Raw genomic sequence first — 21,597 nt, 5'->3', positions numbered from 1 at the left:
AAGGCTTACATTAAAAGCCCGCGAACATCGCGGGTTTAATGACTAACCTAGCGCCTTCAGCGAATTTGATGTTTATGCAGCAACCGATAAAACGTCGGCCTCGACACCCCCAATACTTTAGCGGCCACGCTGAGGTTATCGCTATGCCGAGTCAGCACGTCACACAGTGCTTGGCGCTCGGCCCGCGACTTATAATCGTCTAGCGTGCCCATGGTGCTAATTACTTCATGCTGCCCCACCAACCCCAAATCCACTGCTTCGATTTGCCGCCCTTCCGCTAATACCAGACCACGTCGGACTCGATTTGCCAATTCCCGAACGTTACCCGGCCAGGCATGTTTACCCATGGACACCAGTGCGTCTTGACTGAAATTACGAGGGCGACGTCCCGTTTCCTGACTATAGAAATGTGCAAAATGATTGGCTAGCATCGCTAGATCGCCGTGGCGTTCACGCAACGGTGCAGTGCTTACTTGCAGGACGTTCAACCGGTAGTACAAATCCTCGCGAAATCGGCCTAGAGCAATGGCCGCTTCAAGGTCGACATGGGTCGCTGCCAACACGCGGACGTCAACTGGAATAGGTTCGCGGCCGCCCACCCGTTCAATATGTTTTTCCTGAAGGAATCGCAACAGGTTGGCTTGTAACTCCAACGGCAAGTCACCAATCTCATCGAGAAACAACGTACCTCCATTGGCTGCTTCTATACGTCCTATCTTGCGTTGGTGGGCCCCGGTGAATGCACCTTTTTCGTGACCGAACAACTCGGACTGAATAAGGTGTTCAGGAATTGCCCCGCAATTGATAGCCACAAAAGGCTTACCTTTTCGGTGGGACTTTTGGTGCAAAGTACGCGCCACCAACTCCTTGCCGGTGCCACTTTCTCCACGGATCAATACTGGCGATTCAGTGGGCGCCAGTTTGCCCAGTAACTTACGCAATTCACGAATGGGCCGGCTTTCCCCCAAAAGCTCATGTTCCAGCTCCCGAACTTGAACCGCTCCTTGGCCACGCAAACGTGCCATGCCGTAAGCACGCCCAAGGGTTACCAAGACTCTAGAAACGTCAAACGGCAGGGTATGAAAATCAAAAAACCACTCACAGACAAAATCACCAAACTGTTGTCGACGTAGGTCTTCAGGACTGACCACGGCGATCCACTCGGTATGACTGCGGGTGATTAAATCCTTAACCGCCTCGGGGTGTTCAACGTGATAAGGCAGAAGCCGAAGCAAACCCAGATCACAGGTACGGTCGACCGCCAATTCCAAAGTGCTGCTGTCTACACCCCAACCAGCATCCCGTAGTGCTGGGATCAATCGATGACAGTCGTCGCAGGGATCAACAACCAACAGGCGACGCAGTGGAGCCGATTCATGCATAGAGATTCCTTGACGCCAAATTTTATAACTCTTTTATAAACAGTAAGTTGGCTAGGCCGGTTGTAACATTAGCAAAACATTGACGCTTACATATACCGATTGGCTATATATGACTACGAAAAACAACTAACGGTTAAGGACTGCAGTGCCAATAGGCGGTCTGTTTTATATCGCGCACCGCCCGCAGATCTACTGCTTCAGGCGCTTACCGGTGAAACACAGAGTTATTAGGTTTTTAACAGGCCGTTGTGACTTAACACGACCCTGTGGTCATCAGTAAAGGAACCAGCTGAACGGTAAGCCTACCAACAGCGCTAGAACTTATGCGGCACACAGAGGAATACCCCATGAACACCCCACTGCGCTTTAATGAAGCACTTTTGATCGCGGGTCATGCATTCGAGCCTTTTCAATGCGTTGCTTGGGCCCCGCAAGATGGCAACGGCGAACTTAATTTGACGGTCATTGATCGCACGAATAACAGCATTGGCCGAAAGCGAATTCCCAGCAGCGCTTATTGCGACCCTGCACAACTGGAACACCTGCTGGAACAGGTGCGAGCAGAAATCAGTCAAGGTGGATACAGCTTGAAACCGTGGACGATGCCTATTTGATGCGCTTCAGGTCCACGCCTCGCCAACAAGTTGGCGAGAGGGAGAGGCCATTGACGATTACAGCGCGAGTTCGCTGTTTATCGAGAATGCATCAATATGGCAGTAATCCGCGCCTAAAACGGATGCTAATTGCATCGCCCTTCCCAAGCGTATTGGCCCGGACTCAATATCAATCAACACACTAGGGCATTGGAGTTTGGCCATTATTGGCATATCTTTTACACGGCCATCGGTCAGCATTAGAACCCGCTGTTGCTCGTTGGGGCGTTGTTGTTCCCGTATGGCCAGCCAGTGAATAGCCAATTGCAGCGCAGCAAAGAGCGGCGTTCCGCCACCGGCCCCCAACTGGTCAAGCCAAGGGTTCAAACTGGCGCAGGCTTTAAGACCTTGATGCTTCCAGCTGGGAGAGTGACCACTAGCGGTCAACAACGCCAAGCGCACGCGACGTCTGTAAGCGTCATCAAACAGTTGGCTTAGTAAGCCTTTGGCACGACTCAGCGAATGATGACGGCGAGTCGAAGCCGAGGCGTCGACGATCACCAGCCATAACTCCTGAGGCTCACTGCTACGCGGCATGCGAATCAGGTCTTTTCGGGTGCGCGGGCGACCCCGTAACAGTGTAGACACCCATCGAACTGCGCCGTCGGCGCCCTTCCGCGCAGCGCCTCGGTTGCCGCCATGAAGCCTGCCGGGCCGGGGGGTGGCATCCGCCCCCGCGTGTAATCGAGGGCGGATGCCTAGGACTTTTTTGGCCAGCTCGGTATGTCGCGGCGCTGGCCAATTGGAACGGCTTGCGCAGGTAACGCGCCCCAATTGCCCTGCCCATCAGCCGCATCGTCAGGCTGCTCATTGGGAGACTGGCCCGCAATGGGCGGCACAGCGGCCTCGCTCGGCGGTGGCGATAGTGGTGGGTTACGACGGCGGTGACGCAGAGCAAATTCCGCTACCGCATCGATATCTTCGTCGGCAATTTTCCATGCGCCACGCCACGCCGCGTGGGCTCGTGCTGACCTCAACCAGACCAGGTCGGCCCGCAAACCATCGACACCCGCCTCGAAACACCGCTCAGTAATTTTTGCCAAGGAAAGGTCATCCAGCGCAATAGTCGGCAGCAGCGCCCGCGCCTGCTCGCACTGCTGTTTCAGCGCTTCTTGCTGGATCGACCACGCAGCACAAAAGGCCAGAGGATCGTTATCGAAATCCAGTCGACGACGAATAATCTGCCCGCGCTCAGCCGGTGCAGTGTGCCCACTGAGTGCCACGTTCAAGCCAAAGCGATCCAGTAATTGTGGGCGTAATTCGCCTTCTTCCGGGTTCATAGTGCCGATCAACACGAACCGCGCCGAATGACGGTGGGAGATCCCGTCCCGCTCCACGACGTTAACGCCACTCGCCGCGACGTCCAGCAGCAGGTCAACCAGCGGGTCAGGCAGCAGATTGACTTCGTCGACGTACAACACCCCGCCGTCCGCCTTGGCCAGTACCCCTGGTGAAAACTGCGCCCGACCTTCACTCAGTGCCGCGTCCAGGTCCAATGTGCCGACCAATCGTTCCTCCGTCGCACCCAGCGGTAACGTGACGAACTGTCCGCTGGCCAGCAAATCGGCCAACCCGCGGGCGAGGGTTGACTTGGCCATGCCGCGAGGGCCTTCGATCAGCACACCGCCGATCTTCGGGTCAATGGCCGTGAGGCACAGGGCTAACTTGAGTTCGTCGGCGCCAACCACTGCGGCCAAGGGAAAATGCGGGATATCGCTCATGTGCAACTCTCAAAAGTGATTAATTTTCTTCAATGTCCAGCAGCAGGTTTTCCAACGCCTCGCGGTATTCGCCGGGCTCTTGCCACAACCCACGTTGCTGAGCTTCGAGCAGGCGTTCGGTCATGTCGCGCAACGCATCGGGATTGTGCTGCTGAATAAACTCCCGGGTCGAAGGATCAAGTAGATAAGCATCAGCCAACAGTGCGTATTGATGATCGTCGATCAACTGAGTCGTGGCGTCGAAGGCGAATAAGAAGTCTACGGTTGCTGCCATTTCAAACGCGCCTTTGTAGCCGTGGCGTTTGACCCCTTCGATCCATTTTGGATTGGCCGCCCGCGATCGCACCACCCGATTCAGCTCTTCTTTAAGGGTTCGAATTTTCGGTAAATCCGGCTGACTGTGGTCGCCGTGATAGCTGGCGGCAGCTTGGCCACTGAGACTTTCCACCGCAGCCAGCATGCCGCCTTGGAACTGGTAATAGTCATTGGAATCGAGCAAATCGTGTTCGCGGTTGTCCTGATTTTGCAGAACCGCTTGCACTTGGCCCAAGCGTTGCGCGAAACGCTCTCGTGCGGGCGTGCCTTCATCAGCCACGCCGTACGCATAACCGCCCCAATTGAGGTAAACCTCCGCAAGATCCTGGCGGGTTTGCCAGAGGCGCCCATCGATAGCGCCTTGCACGCCTGCGCCGTAAGCGCCGGGTTTAGCACCAAAAATACGCCAGCCCGCTTGGCGCGCTGCGTCCTCGACAGGCAATCCCTCGCTTTCAAACCTAAGCCGCTCTTCACGGACCTTGGCCGCCAGCGGGTTTAGCTCATCCGGTTCATCCAGCGCGGCGACCGCCTGCACTGCCGCATCGAAAAGCCGGATCAGGTTGGAGAACGCATCGCGAAAAAACCCGGAAACCCGCAGTGTCACGTCGACCCGAGGACGATCCAGCAAGCTCAATGGCAATATTTCAAAATCATCGACCCGCTGACTGCCAGTAGCCCAGACCGGACGCACGCCCATCAGCGCCATAGCCTGAGCGATGTCGTCGCCACCGGTGCGCATGGTTGCGGTGCCCCACACCGACAAACCCAACTGACGCAAGTGATCACCATGGTCCTGCAAATGACGCTCAAGCAGCAGGTTGGCCGATTGGAATCCAATTCGCCAAGCGGTAGTGGTCGGCAGATTTCGCACGTCTACTGAGAAAAAATTGCGCCCGGTGGGCAGTACGTCGAGGCGACCACGGCTCGGTGCGCCGCTGGGGCCTGCCGGGACAAATCGACCGCTCAGTGCATCGAGCAACCCTTGCATTTCAGCCAGGCCACAGGCATCAAGGCGCGGCGCAACCACTTCGCGCAATGAATGAAGAATAAGTTTTAAGTCATTGTTTTCAGATAATTCGTCGATTGGTAACCCGTGCAGCACTTGCTCAATCAGCTGCGCCGCATACAATTCCAACCGCTCTCGAACGTCGCCAGCCGTTCGCCAAGGGTCTTGGCTGACGCTGAGCAACACATCGGGCCGAGGGCCGTTCCAAGGCTCGGATAACTCACAGTTCAACGGGTCAAAACCCAACTCGAAAGCTTTGCTCAGGGCCCGTAGCAAGCTCGATTGAGCGCCACGGCCGTCGCCTCGGGGGATGCGTAATAGGGCCAGCAAGGTGTCGATGCGCAACCGACCGCTGGGCGATTCGCCGAAGATGTGCAAACCGTCGCGAATCTGCGATTCCTTGAGGTCGCACAAATAGGTGTCCAGACGCGGCAGCCAGACCCCCGCATCGGCGTCGCTGTCGAGCTGCTCGCCCAGTTGCAGCTCGCGGTCGATGTGGGTTTCCCGGACCAGCTTAAGAATGTCGCGTTGCAGTTCCCGTGCCCGGCGCGGGTCGAGCAATTGCGCTTCGTAGAACTCGTCGGCCAGCACTTCCAGGTCACGCAACGGGCCGTAGGTTTCGGCTCGGGTCAACGGCGGCATCAAGTGGTCGATGATCACGGCTTGGGTACGGCGTTTTGCTTGAGCCCCCTCGCCCGGATCGTTGACGATGAACGGATAGATGTTCGGCATCGCGCCCAATACCGCGTCCGGCCAGCAGGTCTGCGACAACCCCACGCCTTTGCCCGGCAACCATTCAAGATTGCCGTGTTTGCCAACATGGATCACCGCATGGGCGCCATAGGCCTTGCGCAACCAGAAATAGAACGCGAGGTATCCGTGGGGCGGCACCAAATCCGGGTCGTGATAGACCGCACTGGCATCTACTTGATAACCCCGTGCCGGCTGAATACCAACGAAGGTCATTCCAAAACGCAGCCCGGCGACCATCATTCGCTCAGCGCGAAACATGGGATCGGCCTGCGGCGCGCCCCAGCGTGCAGTCACCGCATGCTGATTGGCCAGTGGCAATTGGCTGAACGCGGCAAGGTAGTCATCAAGCGCCATGCTTTGCTGACAGGGACGCTGGTCGATCGTGTCCAGATCATTGGTCACGCCGCCGAGCAGTGCATGAATCAGGGCCGTGCCGCTCTCAGGCAACGGCGCCATCGGATAACCTTGCGCCTGCATAGCGCGCAAAATATTCAGCGCCGCCGCTGGCGTGTCCAACCCCACCCCGTTGCCGATCCGACCATCTCGGGTCGGGTAATTGGCCAATATCAACGCGATGTGCTTTTGCTCGTTCGGTAGCCGTGCCAGATCAATCCAGCGCCGCGCCAACTGCGCGACAAAATCCATGCGCTCGGGCTGGGCGCGATAACACACCACGTCCGACTGGCTGCGCTCGCTGTGCCACGCCAAGTCCTTGAAACTGATCGGCCGACTGATAATCCGCCCGTCCAGCTCCGGCAACGCGATGTGCATTGCCAAGTCCCGCGCGCCCAAGCCTTGTTCACTGGCCTGCCAAGCGGGCTCGTTGTCCTGCGCACAAATAGCTTGAATGACCGGCACGTTGCGCCGAAACGGTCGCAGATGAGGGGCTTCGGGGCTGGATTGGGCAAAGCCGGTGGTATTGAGGATCAGCTCAGCCCGGACCTGATCGAACAGGTCCTCCACCACCGCCAGACAACCCGCTTCTTTCAAGCTGGCGACTGCAATGGGCAGTGGATTCAGGCCCTGAGCCTGCAAACGGGCGCAAAACACGTCGATAAATCCGGTGTTGGCCGCTTGCAGATGGGAGCGATAAAACAGCAGCCCTACCACCGGTTGCGACGGCTGCCATTGGGCTTGCCAATCGCTCAGGCTAGCGTTGGCTTTGTGCGGGTGATAAATCGCGGTGCGTGGCAGGGTTTCGGGTTCAGCCCACGGATAATCCCGCGCTAGAAAACGACTGGCCAAGCACCGGTACAACTCCAGCGCATTGTGCATGCCACCCTGACGCAAAAAATGCCAAAGCCGCTCGCCCTCTTCCGCCGTCACGTTGCTTAAGCCGCTAAGCTCCGGGTCAGGCCGGTCATCGCCGGGCACCAGAATCAGCTTCACACCACGCTCAGCCAGCTGCACCAGGCGCTCAACACCATAGCGCCAATAACCGATACCGCCGTGCAGGGAAATAAGAATGACCTTGGCGTGTTGCAGCACTTGATCGACGTAGAGGTCCACCGATGCATGATTCTGCACCTGCATCGGATTGGCCAGGCGCACGCTGGGGTAATCGTCGGGCAACTGTTGCGCCGCTTCCGCGAGCAGCGCCAAGTGGGAATCGCCGCTACAGAGAATCACCAGCTCGGCCGGGGTTTGCCCCAAATCGGCGATGCTGTCGTCGGGGACGAATCCGCCGGGCTGGGTTCTCAGTAAATGCATGGGTCAGCCAGCAACCGCTGCGTGCAACTGGGCTTCAAGCACCCCGGCGTCGAGCTTCTGACCGATCAACACCAAATGGGTTACTCGCTCTTCGTCGGCACGCCACGCGCGGTCGAAATGTTTGTCGAAACGGGTACCGACACCCTGAATCAGCAAACGCATCGGTTTGCCCGGAATCGCGGCAAAGCCTTTGACCCGCAAAATACCGTGCTGCACCACCAATTGGTTCAAGGCATCGAATAACAAGCTTTCGTCAGCCTGCGGCAAGGTGATTGAAATTGAGTCAAACGCATCATGGTCATGATCAGCAGGGTCTGCGCCTTCATGGGAATCGTGATGGCTATGGCGACCGTCGATATGCAGTTCGGACTCGGCGCCCAGGCCTAACAACACGCTGATCGGCAAGCGACCATTGCTGGCCTCAATCACTTTGACCGCTGGCGGCAGCTCCTCCGAGACTTCAGCACGGACTGCGGCGAGGCCGGCAGCGTCCATCTTGTCAGCCTTGTTGAGGATTACCAGATCAGCGCTGGACAGCTGATCGGCGAACAACTCGTGCAGCGGTGATTCGTGGTCCAGGTTCGGATCCATCTTACGCTGGGCATCGACTTGATCCGGGAACGCCGCGAAGGTGCCGGCCAGCACCGCAGGGCTATCGACGACGGTGATCACCGCGTCAACCGTACAGGCGTTGCGAATTTCCGGCCACTGAAAGGCTTGGACCAAAGGTTTGGGTAACGCCAGGCCCGAGGTTTCAATCAGGATGTGGTCCAGATCGCCACGGCGGGCGACCAGCTCGCGCATGACCGGGAAAAACTCTTCCTGAACGGTGCAGCACAAGCAGCCGTTGGCCAGCTCATAAACCCGGCCGTTGGCTTCTTCTTCGGTGCAGCCAATGCTGCATTGTTTGAGCAGGTCGCCGTCAATCCCCAGTTCGCCGAACTCATTGACGATCACTGCAATTCGCCGACCGTCAGCGTTGTCGAGCATGTGCCGTAGCAAAGTGGTTTTGCCCGAACCGAGGAAGCCGGTGACGATGGTGACAGGAAGTTTGGCCAGCGTTTTCATTGGGTGCCCTTTGGCAAAGCGGCGGGCAAAACAGGACGAGAACCGCGCAGCATATGCACGCGGATCAATTCGCCACCGGATCACCCCGCCCGGTTGTAGTGAGAATTCTGATGTCGAGGCAGGTCTCCTGGCTTACGGTGGCATGTCGACTGCCTCATCGCGAGACGCCGAGCACGCGTTCATTGCGCCTTCCCGCGTCAGGCGCAGTGGCTGTGCAATGAACATAACCGTTTACAGTTGCGGGGGCAGCCGCGGCATTGACCGCGTTCCCTTCTTAGCCCCGGCCTGCGCCGGAGAACCTCAAGGATGCAAGGCTACGCAGTGACCTTGGGCAGGTCAATCACCAGCGCCTCGCGACAGGTCGCGCGATTGACGTTTCGCGCCCGGTCATGGTTTCCTGCCACGCTTTACCGATAGCGGAGCAAGCGGATGTCGACGACGCTGGTGGTGGGGCTTGGCTGCCAGCGCGGCTGCCCTGCAAGCCTGCTGCTCGAACTGATCGAACAAAGCCTGGCCGCCCATGGCCTGCGGATCGACGCGATTACCGCCTTGGCGTCCATTGATCAGAAAAGCACTGAACCGGGCCTGCTAGCGCTGGCTGCGCTGCTTGATCTGCCGGTGGCGTTTTTCAGTGCCGCGCAATTGGCAAGCTTCGACGCACAGCTGAGCTATCGATCGGCGCTGGCCTTTGCCCATACCGGTTGCCATGGCGTGGCAGAAAGCGCAGCCCTGGCCTTGGCGGAACAGCTCAGCGGACGCCCCAGCGTATTGCTGATCAACCGCAGCAAAAATCGACACGCGACATTTGCCTTGGCAGGTGATGTACCGAATCCTCGATAATCCGCACTCCGCTCACTCATCCAGCCCTTTGTAGCTTCAGGAGATTCCATGACCGTCTTTTTCATCGGCGCAGGCCCCGGCGACCCGGAGCTGATCACGGTCAAAGGTCAACGCTTGATTCGCAGTTGCCCGGTGATTATCTACGCTGGATCGTTGGTGCCGACGGCGGTCCTGGCAGGCCATAACGCTTTGCAGGTGATCAATAGCGCAGAGTTGCACTTGGAGCAGATCATTGAGCTGATGAAGTCTGCTCATGAACAAGGCCAAGACGTCGCCAGGGTTCATTCCGGCGATCCGAGCCTTTATGGCGCCATTGGTGAGCAAATTCGTCACTTGCGCGAACTGAATATAGCTTTTGAGATCATCCCGGGCGTCACCGCCACCGCCGCGTGCGCAGCGCTGTTAGGCGTGGAACTGACCCTGCCGGACATTTCCCAGAGCGTGATTCTGACCCGTTACGCGGACAAAACCTCGATGCCGGCAGGCGAGGAGCTGGCGAGCCTGGCGCAACATCGGGCGACCATGGCCATTCATCTAGGGGTGAACAATCTGCACAAGATAGTGGCCGAACTAATGCCGCACTACGGCGCTGATTGCCCGATTGCAGTGGTCCATCGTGCCAGCTGGCCGGATCAGGATTGGGTAGTAGGAAACTTGACAGATATAGAAGAAAAAGTGCGGGCCAAAGGCTTTCGCCGTACGGCTTTGATATTGGTTGGCCGGGTGCTGGGCAACAACAGTTTTGCCGACTCATCGCTATACCGTGCCGGGCATGCCCATGTGTATCGGCGTTAATTTTTGTGACTTTTTGCACGACTCAAATCGGCGACAAAAAAACACCCCGAACCCGCGGGGTGTTTTTTTTGTTCAGGTCAAACAGCAGCCTTAGTAGTAAGCGTGCTCTTTTTGCGAGTGATCGGTCACATCGCGGACGCCTTTGAGTTCGGGAATGCGTTCGAGCAACGTACGCTCTATCCCTTCTCTCAAGGTAACGTCAGCTTGGCCACAGCCTTGGCAGCCGCCGCCGAATTGCAGGACCGCGATGTTTTCGTCGTTTTCTTCGACCACATCAATCAACGTCACCTGGCCGCCATGACTGGCCAGACCAGGGTTGATTTCGGTTTGCAAGTAGTAATTGATGCGCTCGTTGATTGGGCTGTCGGCATTGACCATAGGTACTTTGGCGTTTGGCGCCTTGATGGTCAGTTGGCCGCCCATGCGATCAGTGGCGTAGTCGACAACGGCATCGTCAAGAAAGGCTTCGCTGAAATTATCAATCCAGGCAGTGAAGCTTTTCAGGCCAATGGCGTTGTCTTCAGGTTTTTCTTCGCCCGGCTTGCAATAAGCAATGCAGGTTTCAGCATATTGGGTGCCAGGCTGGGTAATAAACACGCGGATGCCGATGCCCGGAGTGTTCTGCTTTTCAAGCAGATCGGCCAGATAATCGTGGGCAGCATCGGTAATAGTAATAGCGGTCATGAAAATTCCTCGCAGACGTAGGCAGAGTTTACGCCAATCAAACGCGCCGCACAAAGTCCTAGTAATTTTGTCGGGAAAGGGCCGTTTTGGTCTTTTCGATTCGGTGCTGGTCCAACCAGCCCTTAAGGCGGCGGTACAGTCCTTTCTCAATCCATTGGTAACTGCCCCAGGCACCCAGTCCTATTACCGGCACGCAAACCGCAAACACCGCGTATGGATTCAGCCCAAAACGCTCGGCAACTAACCACCCGCTATAGAGCACCAACACATGCAGCAAATAGACCGAGTAAGAGCAATCCCCCAGCGCCTTGAGCAATTGGTTGCCCTCAAAATAGGGTTCCATTGAGATGCAGGCGATAACAATCAAAGCGCTCGGCAGGCCCCAGTTGATAAATCGATCATCTGCAGGCAAGTGATAAATAGTCATCAACGCGCCCGTAATCGCTAACAAGGGCAGCCACAAACCGTTGCCGACCCAACCGCGACGGTAGATCACACCGATTCCGATCCCGAGGAGAAATTCGTAAACGATGTCATTGCCATAAAAATGGCTAATCAAGCCATAGCGCGCCAGTACGCCACTCACGGCAAATAATGCTGTCGCTACTAACAGGGGCCGATGGCGTTGCTGAACCAAGAATACCGTCGAGAACAATAAATAGAAGAGCATCTCGTAATTCAGCGTCCAGCCCACATTGAGCGTTGGGTACATGCCGTAGCCGCCAGGGTTTTCCGAGGGAATAAATAGCAGCGACAGCATGAAATGCTGCCAATCGACAACTGCATGCGGCAGTAACGGCCTGGCGAACACGATTAACAAGCCCATGGCGGCGGTATAAACCCAATAGGCAGGCACAATGCGGATGATGCGATTGACCATGAAACGACCGACCGGCATGTCTTTGCTTTGCGTTGAAAGGTAAATCACCAAGCCGCTGATCACAAAAAAGATATCGACCCCAACCGCCCCCCGATCAGTGAAGAATCGCCCTATCGGACCAGACGCATGAAAATCAAAGAAAATCTGCATGAAGTGGTGGCATACAACGACCCACGCGGCGAGTGCCCGCAAGGCTTGAACCGAAATCAACATCTGCAACTCACCCTGTTTTTCAATCGCGACCAAGAACCTGGAACAGCGGCTGCCCCAGGTCGTGTTCGTAGTTCCGACCGCGTAATAGTCGAAAAGGTTGCGACGGTTTGATGACCGGTAGGTGGGGCGGCGAGTATTGACCGATAGATCGGCCGGTCGCTTGGCATGTGAGAAACAAGGGATCGTACAGCCACCTAGTGACCAGCACTTCACCGGCGCCGTATGAGTCACTGAAGCATTTCATTGGACTATTTTCTGCAAACCGGCGATTTCAACATGAGAAATATTCATGCAAAACCGCGACTCTCACTAAAAGCGCGCAAGTTTGCTATTATCCCCGACCTTCTGTATCAGCCTATTTCAGGTAGTCCTATGTCCGATCGCAGCGTTCGCCTTTCAGCTCTCCAAAAAGCCCTCAAAGAGCGCATTCTGATTCTCGACGGCGGCATGGGCACCATGATTCAAAGCTATCGGCTTGAAGAAGAAGACTACCGCGGCAAGCGCTTTGCCGATTGGCCGAGCGATGTAAAAGGCAACAACGACCTGTTAATTCTCAGTCGTCCGGACGTGATTGGCGCTATTGAAAAAGCGTACCTTGACGCAGGGGCGGACATCCTTGAAACCAACACGTTTAACGCGACCCAAGTGTCCCAAGCCGACTACGGCATGGAAGCGCTGGTCTATGAGTTGAACGTAGAAGGCGCCCGCCTCGCCCGCAAGGTGGCTGACGCAAAAACCCTGGAGACGCCGGATAAACCTCGTTTCGTCGCCGGCGTTCTAGGCCCGACCAGTCGCACCTGCTCGCTGTCGCCAGACGTCAATAACCCAGGCTATCGCAACGTTACCTTCGATGAACTGGTGGAAAACTACACCGAAGCCACCCTCGGGCTGATCGAAGGCGGCGCCGACCTGATTTTGATCGAGACGATTTTCGACACGCTGAACGCCAAAGCGGCGATTTTCGCGGTACAGGGTGTGTTCGAGGACGTCGGCTTTGAATTACCGATCATGATTTCCGGAACCATCACCGACGCCTCGGGCCGTACCTTGTCCGGGCAAACGACTGAAGCATTCTGGAACTCCGTGGCCCACGCCAAACCCATCTCCGTGGGCTTGAACTGCGCGCTGGGTGCCGCTGATTTGCGGCCCTATCTGGAAGAACTATCGAACAAGGCTGGTACGTATGTGTCTGCTCACCCAAACGCAGGTTTGCCTAATGCATTTGGTGAGTACGATGAAGAGCCGAACCAGACCGCTGCGATTATCGAAGAGTTTGCCCAGAGCGGTTTTCTCAACATTGTTGGCGGCTGTTGCGGTACTACCCCCGCGCATATCAAGGCCATCGCCAATGCGGTGAGCAATTATCCGCCACGCCCTATTCCCGACATCCCAAAAGCGTGTCGATTGTCAGGGCTCGAACCGTTCACCATTGATCGCAGCTCGTTGTTCATCAACGTCGGGGAACGCACCAATATCACCGGTTCCGCACGTTTTGCCCGACTGATTCGTGAAGATAACTACACCGAAGCCCTGGAAGTGGCGTTGCAACAGGTTGAGTCCGGCGCTCAGGTGATCGACATCAACATGGACGAGGGCATGCTCGACTCGAAGAAGGCCATGGTGACCTTCCTCAATCTGATTGCCGGGGAGCCAGACATCTCCCGCGTCCCGATCATGATCGACTCCTCAAAATGGGAAGTGATCGAAGCCGGCCTGAAATGCATTCAGGGCAAGGGCATCGTCAACTCCATCAGCATGAAGGAAGGCGTCGAGCAGTTCATTCATCATGCCAAGCTGTGCAAGCGTTATGGCGCCGCCGTGGTCGTCATGGCGTTCGATGAGAACGGCCAGGCCGATACCGAGAAACGCAAAAAAGAAATCTGTAAGCGTTCTTACGACATTCTGGTCAACGACGTGGGCTTCCCGCCGGAAGACATTATTTTCGACCCGAACATCTTTGCCATCGCGACCGGCATTGAAGAGCACAACAACTACGCCGTCGATTTCATCAACGCCTGTGCTTACATTCGCGACCACCTGCCCCACGCCCTGACCTCGGGCGGCGTGTCCAACGTGTCATTCTCGTTCCGGGGCAACAACCCAGTGCGTGAGGCGATTCACTCGGTGTTCCTGCTGTACGCGATCCGCAACGGCTTGAGCATGGGCATCGTCAACGCCGGGCAGCTGGAAATTTACGACCAGATCCCTACCGAACTGCGCGATATCGTCGAAGACGTCGTCCTCAACCGCACCCCTCACGGCACCGACGCGCTGGTCGCGATTGCCGACAAGTACCGGGGCGACGGCAGTGTCAAGGAAGCGGAAACCGAAGAGTGGCGCAGCTGGCCGGTGAACAAACGCCTGGAGCATGCGCTGGTCAAGGGCATCACCACGCACATCGTTGAAGACACAGAAGAGTCGCGGCAGTCGTTCAAGCGCCCGATCGAAGTGATCGAAGGCCCGTTGATGTCCGGAATGAACATCGTTGGCGATCTGTTTGGCTCGGGGAAGATGTTTCTGCCACAGGTGGTGAAATCGGCGCGGGTAATGAAACAAGCCGTTGCGCACTTGATCCCGTTTATTGAACTGGAAAAAGGCGACAAACCGGTGGCCAAGGGCAAAATTCTTATGGCCACGGTCAAGGGCGACGTACATGACATCGGCAAGAATATTGTCGGCGTGGTCCTCGGTTGCAATGGCTACGACATCGTCGACCTCGGGGTAATGGTGCCTGCCGAAAAAATTCTGTTGGCCGCCAAAGAACACAAGTGCGACATCATCGGCTTGTCAGGCCTGATCACCCCGTCCTTGGATGAAATGGTTCACGTTGCGCGGGAAATGCAGCGGCAGAACTTCTTCCTGCCACTGATGATCGGCGGCGCGACCACCTCCAAAGCGCACACAGCGGTGAAGATCGAGCCCAAATACAGCAACGACGCCGTGATCTACGTCACCGACGCCTCCCGCGCCGTGGGTGTGGCCACGCAGTTGCTGTCCAAGGAGCTGAAACCAGCCTTCATCGAGAAAACCCGGCTTGAGTACATTGACGTTCGGGAACGCACCGCCGCCCGCAGCTCGCGCACTGAGCGCTTGAGCTATGGCGCAGCGCTGGCGAAGAAGCCGAAGTTTGATTGGTCAACCTATCAACCAGTGAAACCAACGTTCACCGGTATCAAGGTACTGGAAAATATAGACCTCAACGTGCTGGCTGAGTACATCGACTGGACGCCGTTCTTCATCTCATGGGACCTTGCGGGCAAATACCCGCGCATCCTCACTGACGAAGTGGTGGGTGAAGCCGCGACGTCATTGTTTGCCGATGCTAAAGAGTTACTGAGCAAACTGATCGACGAAAAGCTGATCAGCGCCCGGGCCGTGTTTGGCTTCTGGCCTGCTAATCAGGTGGATGACGATGATTTGGAGCTGTACGGCGATGACGGCGTGCCTCGGGTCAAGCTGCACCATCTGCGGCAACAGATCATCAAGACCGACGGCAAGCCTAACTTCTCCCTGGCCGACTTTGTCGCGCCCAAGGACAGCGGTGTGACCGATTATGTCGGTGGGTTTATCACCACCGCCGGCATCGGCGCTGAAGAGGTCTCCAAGGCTTACCAGGATGCCGGCGACGACTACAACGCGATCATGGTCAAGGCCTTGGCCGACCGGTTGGCCGAAGCCTGCGCCGAGTGGCTGCACCAGCAGGTGCGGAAAAACCATTGGGGTTACGCCAAGGACGAGCAACTGGCCAATGAAGACCTCATCAAAGAGCAATACGTCGGCATTCGCCCCGCACCAGGCTACCCCGCGTGCCCGGACCACACTGAAAAAGGCACGCTGTTTGATTTGCTCGACCGTGGCGACGATGGCCGGACCGGGCTGAGCGGCGTGTTCCTGACCGAAAGCTACGCGATGTTCCCTGCGGCTTCAGTCAGCGGCTGGTATTTCGCCCACCCTCAAGCGCAATACTTCGCGGTCGGCAAAATCGACAAGGACCAGATCGAAAGCTATACCGCGCGCAAAGGCCAGGACTTGAGCATGACTGAGCGCTGGCTTTCGCCGAACCTGGGTTATGACAATTGATTGTATTTTTGCCTGAATAAAAACGGCCCTTCGGGGTCGTTTTTCATTTGTGGCCTACGCTCATCACTTACCTACCCTTTAATCGACCGTAGGAGCCAACGTGTTGGCGCCTACAGGGACTGGGTTAGACAAGCAAATCTGCGAGGACGTATGAACGACTCACCAGACCACTCCAAGGGCAAACCACCGACGCTCTGGCAAATGCTGCAGAGCGTCACGGCAGCCGCCTTTGGCGTACAAAGTGGCAAAAATCGCGAACGGGACTTTACCCATGGAAAGCCGAGCCATTTTGTCCTGCTGGGGATTTTGTTTACAGGGGTGTTTGCGCTGACGCTGTTTGGCATCGTGCAGTTGGTGTTGCACTTCGCAGTGGGATAGACGTCTGCGACGCCTAAATGACGCACTGTCCGGCACCCGTGCCGGACAGCCGCAGGTTGGCAGTTACTGGTGGCTCACCCAAAACACGGCCGTCGAAACGACCAGGATGATAATGAAGAGAATGGCCCAAGCATCTACTTTGCTATCTGGTTTTGCGATTCGGACACGGTTGCTCATTGCATCGCCTCTTTTCAATTTTATGGGTGATTGCATGAAGCGTGACCTGCACTCTGCCATCAGAACGCGGGGATCACCCCCACAGTAAAGCCGAGCATTGGCGATCGCTCAAGTAGGGTTATCCAAACATATATCGCTCATTAGTTCGTTTAGTTCTTTGCATATACTCAAACTTCACTTTTGCGCATAACTGCAAACTGTTATCTTTCCCCGGCTCCGTTTGGAGTGCGCGGCCGTGCGCGCGGATTTGCTGCAAGCAGCTGAGAACAGGACCTATATGTACGTATATGACGAGTACGATCAGCGGATCATCGAGGACCGCGTCAAGCAGTTCCGGGATCAGACCCGACGCTACCTGGCCGGAGAGCTGAGCGAAGAAGAGTTTCGCCCGCTACGCCTACAGAACGGCCTCTACGTTCAACGTTTCGCGCCGATGCTGCGGGTCGCTGTGCCTTATGGCCAGCTGACTTCGCGCCAGATGCGAATGATGGCAAAAATTGCCCGTGACTATGACAAGGGTTATGCCCACGTCAGTACCCGGCAGAACATTCAGTTCAACTGGCCAGCTCTGGAAGACGTGCCAGAAATTCTGGCTGAACTCGCGACCGTGCAAATGCACGCGATTCAGACCAGTGGCAACTGCCTGCGAAACGTCACCACCGACCAGTTCGCGGGTGTCGCCGCCGATGAACTGGTGGATCCGCGCCCTTGGTGCGAGATCATTAGGCAATGGACTACATTCCACCCCGAATTCGCTTATCTGCCGCGTAAATTCAAGATTGCCCTAAATGGCTCGCGCAGTGATCGCGTAGCGATTGAAGTGCATGACATTGGCCTTGAGCCGTTGCTTAACGCTGAAGGCGAATTGGGTTTCCGAGTTCTCGTCGGCGGCGGCCTTGGCCGTACCCCAGTGGTGGGTGCATTCATCAATGAGTTCCTGCCATGGCAAGACCTGTTGAGCTACCTCGACGCTATCTTGCGGGTGTACAACCGCTATGGTCGTCGTGATAACAAATACAAGGCGCGGATCAAGATCCTGGTCAAAGCCCTGACCCCGGAAGTTTTCGCTGAAAGAGTCGACGCCGAGATGGTCCACCTTAAGGGTGGCCAAACCACGCTGACAGAAGCTGAAGTGCAACGCGTCGCCAAACATTTTATCGACCCCGAGTACAAGGCGCTGAGTGATCAAACCGCCGAACTGGCACAGCTTGATCTTGATCACCCAGGTTTTGCACGCTGGCGCTCACGCAACATTCAGGCGCATAAAAAGCCCGGCTACGCTGCGGTGACCTTGTCACTTAAGCCTACCGGCGTCGCGCCAGGCGATATCACCGACAAACAGCTCGACGGCATTGCCGACCTGGCTGACCGTTACAGCTTCGGTGAACTGCGCACGTCCCATGAGCAAAACATCATTCTGGCGGACGTTGAGCAAAGCCAACTGTTCGCCATGTGGGGTGAGTTGCGCGAGCAAGGTTTCGCGACGCCGAACATCGGCTTGCTGACCGACATCATTTGCTGCCCGGGTGGCGATTTCTGCTCCCTGGCCAATGCCAAATCGATCCCGATTGCCGAATCCATCCAGCGCCGTTTCGACGATCTGGATTACCTGTTCGACATCGGCGAGTTGGACCTGAACATTTCAGGCTGCATGAACGCCTGTGGTCACCACCATGTCGGCCATATCGGCATCCTGGGTGTCGACAAGAAAGGCGCAGAGTTCTACCAGGTATCCCTCGGTGGCAGCAGCAACCGTGACGCGAACCTGGGCAAGATCCTCGGCCCGTCGTTCGCTCAGGAAGTCATGCCTGATGTGATCGAGAAGTTAATCGATGTCTACATTGAGAAACGCACCGAAGATGAGCGCTTCATCGACACCTTCCAGCGTATTGGCATTGACCCTTTCAAGGAGCGCGTCTATGCAGCGAATCATTAAGAACAACGAAGTCATCGACGAGACCTGGCACCTGCTGCCCAAGGACGCGACGTTGGACGAGTTGTCCAATTGCGACGACCTGATCGTGCCCTTGGCTTTATGGCTCGATCACGGTCACGCCCTAAAAGCGCGCGACGGTGGTCTTGGCGTATGGCTGGACAGCGACGAAGAAGCCGAACACATAGGTGACGACGTCAATCAGTTCCAGGTCATTGCCCTGAACTTCCCGGCGTTTACCGACGGCCGTAGCTTCTCCAACGCCCGTCTGCTGCGTGACCGTTATGGTTACAAGGGTGAGTTGAGGGCCATTGGCGACGTGCTGCGCGACCAGTTGTTCTACATGCGCCGCTGTGGTTTTGATGCCTTTGCCATTCGCCCGGATAAAGACCCGTACGAAGCCCTTGAGGGTTTGAAGGATTTCTCGGTGACTTACCAAGCGGCAACTGATGAGCCATTGCCGTTGTTTCGGCGCCGCTGATCGATCATAGCGGCACTCTATGGGATTTCAAATCCAACCGCGTCGGCGTCTGATACGACGCCTTCCCGAATAAATTCGGTCCCACAGAGTCGGCACAGGCAATGGTTACCAGAAGCGTTGCTGGGTCAATCGGCTCCACCACGTTGTCAATACACGATCCACTGAAGCACTGGCCGCCAGCCCTACCCGTTCTTGAAGACTCTTACGCTCGGAATAATGAAGATGAAACACGTCAGCGATTTTGGCGCGCTCTGACAGGTACTCATCGCTGGTCTTCAGTTCGTCCACCAATTGTTTCTCAATAGCAGCCATCCCGAGCCAGACTTCTCCCGTTGCCACATCATCAATGGCCAACTGCGGGCGGTAGCGGGCAACAAAGTTCTTGAACAGCTCGTGGGTGATGTCCAGCTCTTCTTGAAACTTCTCACGGCCCTTCTCGGTGTTTTCGCCAAACACTGTCAGCGTGCGCTTGTATTCACCGGCGGTCAGCACTTCGAAGTCGATATCGTGCTTCTTCAACAGACGATTGACGTTAGGCAACTGCGCGACAACACCAATCGATCCAAGGATGGCAAAGGGCGCGCTGATGATCTTGTCGCCAATGCACGCCATCATGTAACCGCCACTGGCCGCCACTTTATCGATGCAAATCGTCAGCGGAATCCCCGCCTGACGAATACGCGCCAACTGCGACGACGCCAAGCCGTAGCTGTGGACCATGCCGCCGCCACTTTCCAAGCGCAGTACCACTTCATCCTTAGGGGTGGCTAGGGTCAGCAGTGCGGTGATTTCATGGCGCATACTTTCAGTAGCGGAGGCCTTGATGTCTCCGTCGAAGTCCAGCACGTATACCCGTGGTTTCGGTTCAACGACCTTCTTCTGCTTCTTCAGGCCCTTGGCCTGCTCCTTGCGCAAAACCTTGAGCCGGTCCTTGTCTAGAAGCGACTGCTCGAGCCGCTCGCGCAAGGCTTTATAGAAGTCATTGAGCTTACTGACCTGCAACTGACCAGCCGATTTACGACGGCCTTTGCTCCGCACTGAGGCGAATGCCGCCAACACGATCAAAATGGCGACCACCAAGGTCACCGTCTTCGCTAAAAAGCTCGCGTATTCAGCTAGAAAATCCACAGTTTCTCCTCAAGAACGTTGCGCCCCTTAAAATCAGAGGCTACCAATTGTCCAAGCATACCGGCGCGCTTCGCAGACGACCAGTCTCTGAGGGGGCAAACAGCGGCTCGTGAATCTCATTCAAACAAGCGTATGTTTTTTTATTGACAGTCTTTGAGCATCCTCCTAACCTCGCCAAACCTCAGCGCACCGGGAAGACGCGGACGTGGGCAGCATCTATCTTATTCGACATGGCCAGGCCTCCTTTGGTGCGGACGACTACGACGTTCTTTCGTCCACCGGTATTCACCAGGCAGAAATCCTCGGCGCGCATCTGGCTCAGCTTGGCGTGCGCTTTGACCGTTGTCTGTCCGGAGACTTGCGTCGACAGCAACACACAGCTCAAACAGCCGTGGCGCAAATGGCTGCGGCTGGGCAAAACCCGCCAACGCTGGAGATTGATTCGGCCTTTAATGAGTTCGATGCCGATGCGGTGATACGCGCCTTGTTACCGGCCATGTTGCCTGATGAACCGGAAGCCCTGCACGTGTTGCGAAACGCTGCGCAAAACCGCGCAGAATTCCAACGTTTATTTGCCTTGATCATGGGTCGCTGGCACAGCGGCAACTACGACACGCCAGGACTGCAGAGCTGGCTCGGTTTCGCTGAGCAGGCTCGGTCGGGTCTGAACCGGGTCCTGGACAACGCGGGTAACAAAGACAGCATTGCGATTTTCACTTCAGGCGGCACTATTACCGCCCTGCTCCACTTGATCACCCAAATACCTGTCCATCAGGCCTTTGAACTCAATTGGCAAATCGTCAACACCTCGCTCAACCAGCTTAAGTTTCGTGGTCGTGAGGTCGCTCTGGCGTCGTTCAACAGCCACACGCATTTGCAGTTGTCGAAGAACCCGGAGCTCATCACCTACCGCTAACCCAGCGCAATCAAAAGCTTGAGTTCGCTGGGCCCAAACCCCAAGTTTCGCCAGACCCACAAAAAAGGATAAACACAATGACCTCCGTAGCCGACGCCGTTCAAGCAATGAAAGCCAAGTTCAACCCAAGTGCCGCTGCGGGCCTGGACCTGGTTTTTGGCTTTCGTATCGACGAAGACAAGAATTTCTCATTGGTTGTCAAAGACGGCACCTGCGAACTGAAAGAAGGCGTAAACCCTGACGCGCAAGTGACCTTGGTCATGGACGGCGAAACGTTAGACGGCATCGTCAGTGGCGAAACCGACGGCATGCAAGCGTTCATGGGCGGTAAGCTGCGCGCTGAAGGCGACATGATGTTGGCGATGAAGCTCAGCGAACTGTTCCCTTCGTAAGGGTTCTTTTCGGAAAAACCGAAGCTTGCGGGCTTCGGTTTTTTTTCGCCTGATAGATGTCGTTTCTCGGTAATCAAAGCCAATGATTTGCC

General features: G+C 56.3%; 17 protein-coding genes and 1 riboswitch. Of the genes, 9 read left to right on the top strand and 8 right to left on the bottom strand.

Going from position 1 to position 21,597, the window contains the following annotated elements:
- Positions 1 to 56: 56 nt before the first annotated feature.
- Positions 57 to 1,382, bottom strand: coding sequence for a sigma-54 dependent transcriptional regulator (locus RGW60_RS07030; protein WP_322203375.1), 1,326 nt, complete (start codon positions 1,380 to 1,382; stop codon positions 57 to 59).
- Between the two features lie 347 nt (positions 1,383 to 1,729).
- Here RGW60_RS07030 and RGW60_RS07025 point away from each other — a divergent pair, with 347 nt between their 5' ends.
- Positions 1,730 to 1,996 carry a hypothetical protein gene (locus RGW60_RS07025; protein WP_322203373.1) on the top strand — a complete coding sequence of 89 codons (267 nt, stop codon included), beginning with the start codon at positions 1,730 to 1,732 and terminating at the stop codon, positions 1,994 to 1,996.
- 57 nt (positions 1,997 to 2,053) lie between these two features.
- Here the strand turns inward: RGW60_RS07025 and RGW60_RS07020 are convergent, their stop codons facing one another.
- Genes RGW60_RS07020 through cobW form a run of 4 tightly spaced genes read right to left on the bottom strand, consistent with a single transcriptional unit; the run spans position 2,054 to position 8,608 of the window.
- Complete coding sequence (locus RGW60_RS07020) at positions 2,054 to 2,731, bottom strand: vWA domain-containing protein (RefSeq protein ID WP_407074046.1); 678 nt, start codon at positions 2,729 to 2,731, stop codon at positions 2,054 to 2,056.
- A 2-nt stretch (positions 2,732 to 2,733) separates the two neighbouring features.
- Entirely contained in the window at positions 2,734 to 3,756 is a 1,023-nt protein-coding gene (locus RGW60_RS07015) for an ATP-binding protein (RefSeq protein ID WP_322203369.1), read from the bottom strand.
- A gap of 19 nt (positions 3,757 to 3,775) precedes the next feature.
- On the bottom strand, positions 3,776 to 7,540 hold the full coding sequence (gene cobN / locus RGW60_RS07010; RefSeq protein ID WP_322203367.1) for a cobaltochelatase subunit CobN: 3,765 nt from the start codon (positions 7,538 to 7,540) through the stop codon (positions 3,776 to 3,778).
- A 3-nt stretch (positions 7,541 to 7,543) separates the two neighbouring features.
- Positions 7,544 to 8,608 carry a cobalamin biosynthesis protein CobW gene (gene cobW / locus RGW60_RS07005; RefSeq protein ID WP_322203365.1) on the bottom strand — a complete coding sequence of 355 codons (1,065 nt, stop codon included), beginning with the start codon at positions 8,606 to 8,608 and terminating at the stop codon, positions 7,544 to 7,546.
- A gap of 99 nt (positions 8,609 to 8,707) precedes the next feature.
- A riboswitch (cobalamin riboswitch) is annotated at positions 8,708 to 8,926 on the bottom strand.
- 111 nt (positions 8,927 to 9,037) lie between these two features.
- Here cobW and RGW60_RS07000 point away from each other — a divergent pair.
- Together RGW60_RS07000 and cobM are read left to right on the top strand one after the other, a co-directional pair.
- Positions 9,038 to 9,448, top strand: a complete 411-nt coding sequence (locus RGW60_RS07000) for a cobalamin biosynthesis protein (protein ID WP_322203363.1) — start codon at positions 9,038 to 9,040, stop codon at positions 9,446 to 9,448.
- 48 nt (positions 9,449 to 9,496) lie between these two features.
- A complete protein-coding gene (cobM, locus tag RGW60_RS06995; RefSeq protein ID WP_322203361.1) occupies positions 9,497 to 10,243 on the top strand; it encodes a precorrin-4 C(11)-methyltransferase in 747 nt (248 codons plus the stop codon).
- Positions 10,244 to 10,333: 90 nt separating this feature from the next.
- Here the strand turns inward: cobM and nfuA are convergent, their stop codons facing one another.
- Both nfuA and RGW60_RS06985 read right to left on the bottom strand, forming a co-directional pair.
- Positions 10,334 to 10,927 (bottom strand): Fe-S biogenesis protein NfuA, encoded by a 594-nt coding sequence (gene nfuA / locus RGW60_RS06990; RefSeq protein ID WP_322164577.1) that lies wholly within the window; start codon positions 10,925 to 10,927, stop codon positions 10,334 to 10,336.
- A 58-nt stretch (positions 10,928 to 10,985) separates the two neighbouring features.
- Complete coding sequence (locus RGW60_RS06985) at positions 10,986 to 12,020, bottom strand: acyltransferase (protein ID WP_322203359.1); 1,035 nt, start codon at positions 12,018 to 12,020, stop codon at positions 10,986 to 10,988.
- 372 nt (positions 12,021 to 12,392) lie between these two features.
- Between RGW60_RS06985 and metH the strand changes: the two genes are divergently transcribed.
- From metH to RGW60_RS06965, 4 genes are all read left to right on the top strand, one after another.
- Positions 12,393 to 16,100: a methionine synthase gene (gene metH, locus RGW60_RS06980; protein ID WP_322203357.1), complete on the top strand. Its 3,708-nt coding sequence runs from the start codon at positions 12,393 to 12,395 to the stop codon at positions 16,098 to 16,100.
- 150 nt (positions 16,101 to 16,250) lie between these two features.
- A complete protein-coding gene (locus tag RGW60_RS06975) occupies positions 16,251 to 16,478 on the top strand; it encodes a DUF2970 domain-containing protein (RefSeq protein ID WP_322203355.1) in 228 nt (75 codons plus the stop codon).
- Positions 16,479 to 16,932: 454 nt separating this feature from the next.
- Positions 16,933 to 18,591, top strand: coding sequence for a nitrite/sulfite reductase (locus tag RGW60_RS06970; RefSeq protein WP_322203353.1), 1,659 nt, complete (start codon positions 16,933 to 16,935; stop codon positions 18,589 to 18,591).
- The gene (locus tag RGW60_RS06965) at positions 18,575 to 19,069 is read left to right on the top strand and encodes a DUF934 domain-containing protein (protein ID WP_322164583.1); all 495 of its coding nucleotides are present in this window, start codon (positions 18,575 to 18,577) and stop codon (positions 19,067 to 19,069) included. The genes RGW60_RS06970 and RGW60_RS06965 overlap by 17 nt, the downstream gene beginning before the upstream one ends.
- Before the next feature lie 105 nt (positions 19,070 to 19,174).
- Here the strand turns inward: RGW60_RS06965 and sohB are convergent, their stop codons facing one another.
- Complete coding sequence (gene sohB, locus RGW60_RS06960; RefSeq protein WP_322203351.1) at positions 19,175 to 20,197, bottom strand: protease SohB; 1,023 nt, start codon at positions 20,195 to 20,197, stop codon at positions 19,175 to 19,177.
- A gap of 205 nt (positions 20,198 to 20,402) precedes the next feature.
- Here sohB and RGW60_RS06955 point away from each other — a divergent pair, with 205 nt between their 5' ends.
- Together RGW60_RS06955 and RGW60_RS06950 are read left to right on the top strand one after the other, a co-directional pair.
- Positions 20,403 to 21,113 (top strand): histidine phosphatase family protein, encoded by a 711-nt coding sequence (locus RGW60_RS06955; protein ID WP_322203349.1) that lies wholly within the window; start codon positions 20,403 to 20,405, stop codon positions 21,111 to 21,113.
- 77 nt (positions 21,114 to 21,190) lie between these two features.
- Complete coding sequence (locus tag RGW60_RS06950) at positions 21,191 to 21,505, top strand: SCP2 sterol-binding domain-containing protein (RefSeq protein ID WP_322203347.1); 315 nt, start codon at positions 21,191 to 21,193, stop codon at positions 21,503 to 21,505.
- Positions 21,506 to 21,597 lie beyond the last annotated feature (92 nt).

The organism is Pseudomonas sp. AB6, from assembly GCF_034314105.1.
Classification (GTDB): domain Bacteria; phylum Pseudomonadota; class Gammaproteobacteria; order Pseudomonadales; family Pseudomonadaceae; genus Aquipseudomonas.
This window is presented reverse-complemented; position numbering and strand designations above follow the sequence as displayed.

Excerpts from the sequence above, each read along its gene's own strand:
- RGW60_RS07030 (WP_322203375.1), bottom strand. The coding sequence starts at position 1,382 with ATGCATGAATCGGCTCCACTGCGTCGCCTGTTGGTTGTTGATCCCTGC.
- RGW60_RS07025 (WP_322203373.1), top strand. The coding sequence starts at position 1,730 with ATGAACACCCCACTGCGCTTTAATGAAGCACTTTTGATCGCGGGTCAT.
- RGW60_RS07015 (WP_322203369.1), bottom strand. The coding sequence starts at position 3,756 with ATGAGCGATATCCCGCATTTTCCCTTGGCCGCAGTGGTTGGCGCCGAC.
- cobN (WP_322203367.1), bottom strand. The coding sequence starts at position 7,540 with ATGCATTTACTGAGAACCCAGCCCGGCGGATTCGTCCCCGACGACAGC.
- cobW (WP_322203365.1), bottom strand. The coding sequence starts at position 8,608 with ATGAAAACGCTGGCCAAACTTCCTGTCACCATCGTCACCGGCTTCCTC.
- RGW60_RS07000 (WP_322203363.1), top strand. The coding sequence starts at position 9,038 with ATGTCGACGACGCTGGTGGTGGGGCTTGGCTGCCAGCGCGGCTGCCCT.
- cobM (WP_322203361.1), top strand. The coding sequence starts at position 9,497 with ATGACCGTCTTTTTCATCGGCGCAGGCCCCGGCGACCCGGAGCTGATC.
- nfuA (WP_322164577.1), bottom strand. The coding sequence starts at position 10,927 with ATGACCGCTATTACTATTACCGATGCTGCCCACGATTATCTGGCCGAT.
- RGW60_RS06985 (WP_322203359.1), bottom strand. The coding sequence starts at position 12,020 with ATGTTGATTTCGGTTCAAGCCTTGCGGGCACTCGCCGCGTGGGTCGTT.
- metH (WP_322203357.1), top strand. The coding sequence starts at position 12,393 with ATGTCCGATCGCAGCGTTCGCCTTTCAGCTCTCCAAAAAGCCCTCAAA.
- RGW60_RS06975 (WP_322203355.1), top strand. The coding sequence starts at position 16,251 with ATGAACGACTCACCAGACCACTCCAAGGGCAAACCACCGACGCTCTGG.
- RGW60_RS06970 (WP_322203353.1), top strand. The coding sequence starts at position 16,933 with ATGTACGTATATGACGAGTACGATCAGCGGATCATCGAGGACCGCGTC.
- RGW60_RS06965 (WP_322164583.1), top strand. The coding sequence starts at position 18,575 with ATGCAGCGAATCATTAAGAACAACGAAGTCATCGACGAGACCTGGCAC.
- RGW60_RS06950 (WP_322203347.1), top strand. The coding sequence starts at position 21,191 with ATGACCTCCGTAGCCGACGCCGTTCAAGCAATGAAAGCCAAGTTCAAC.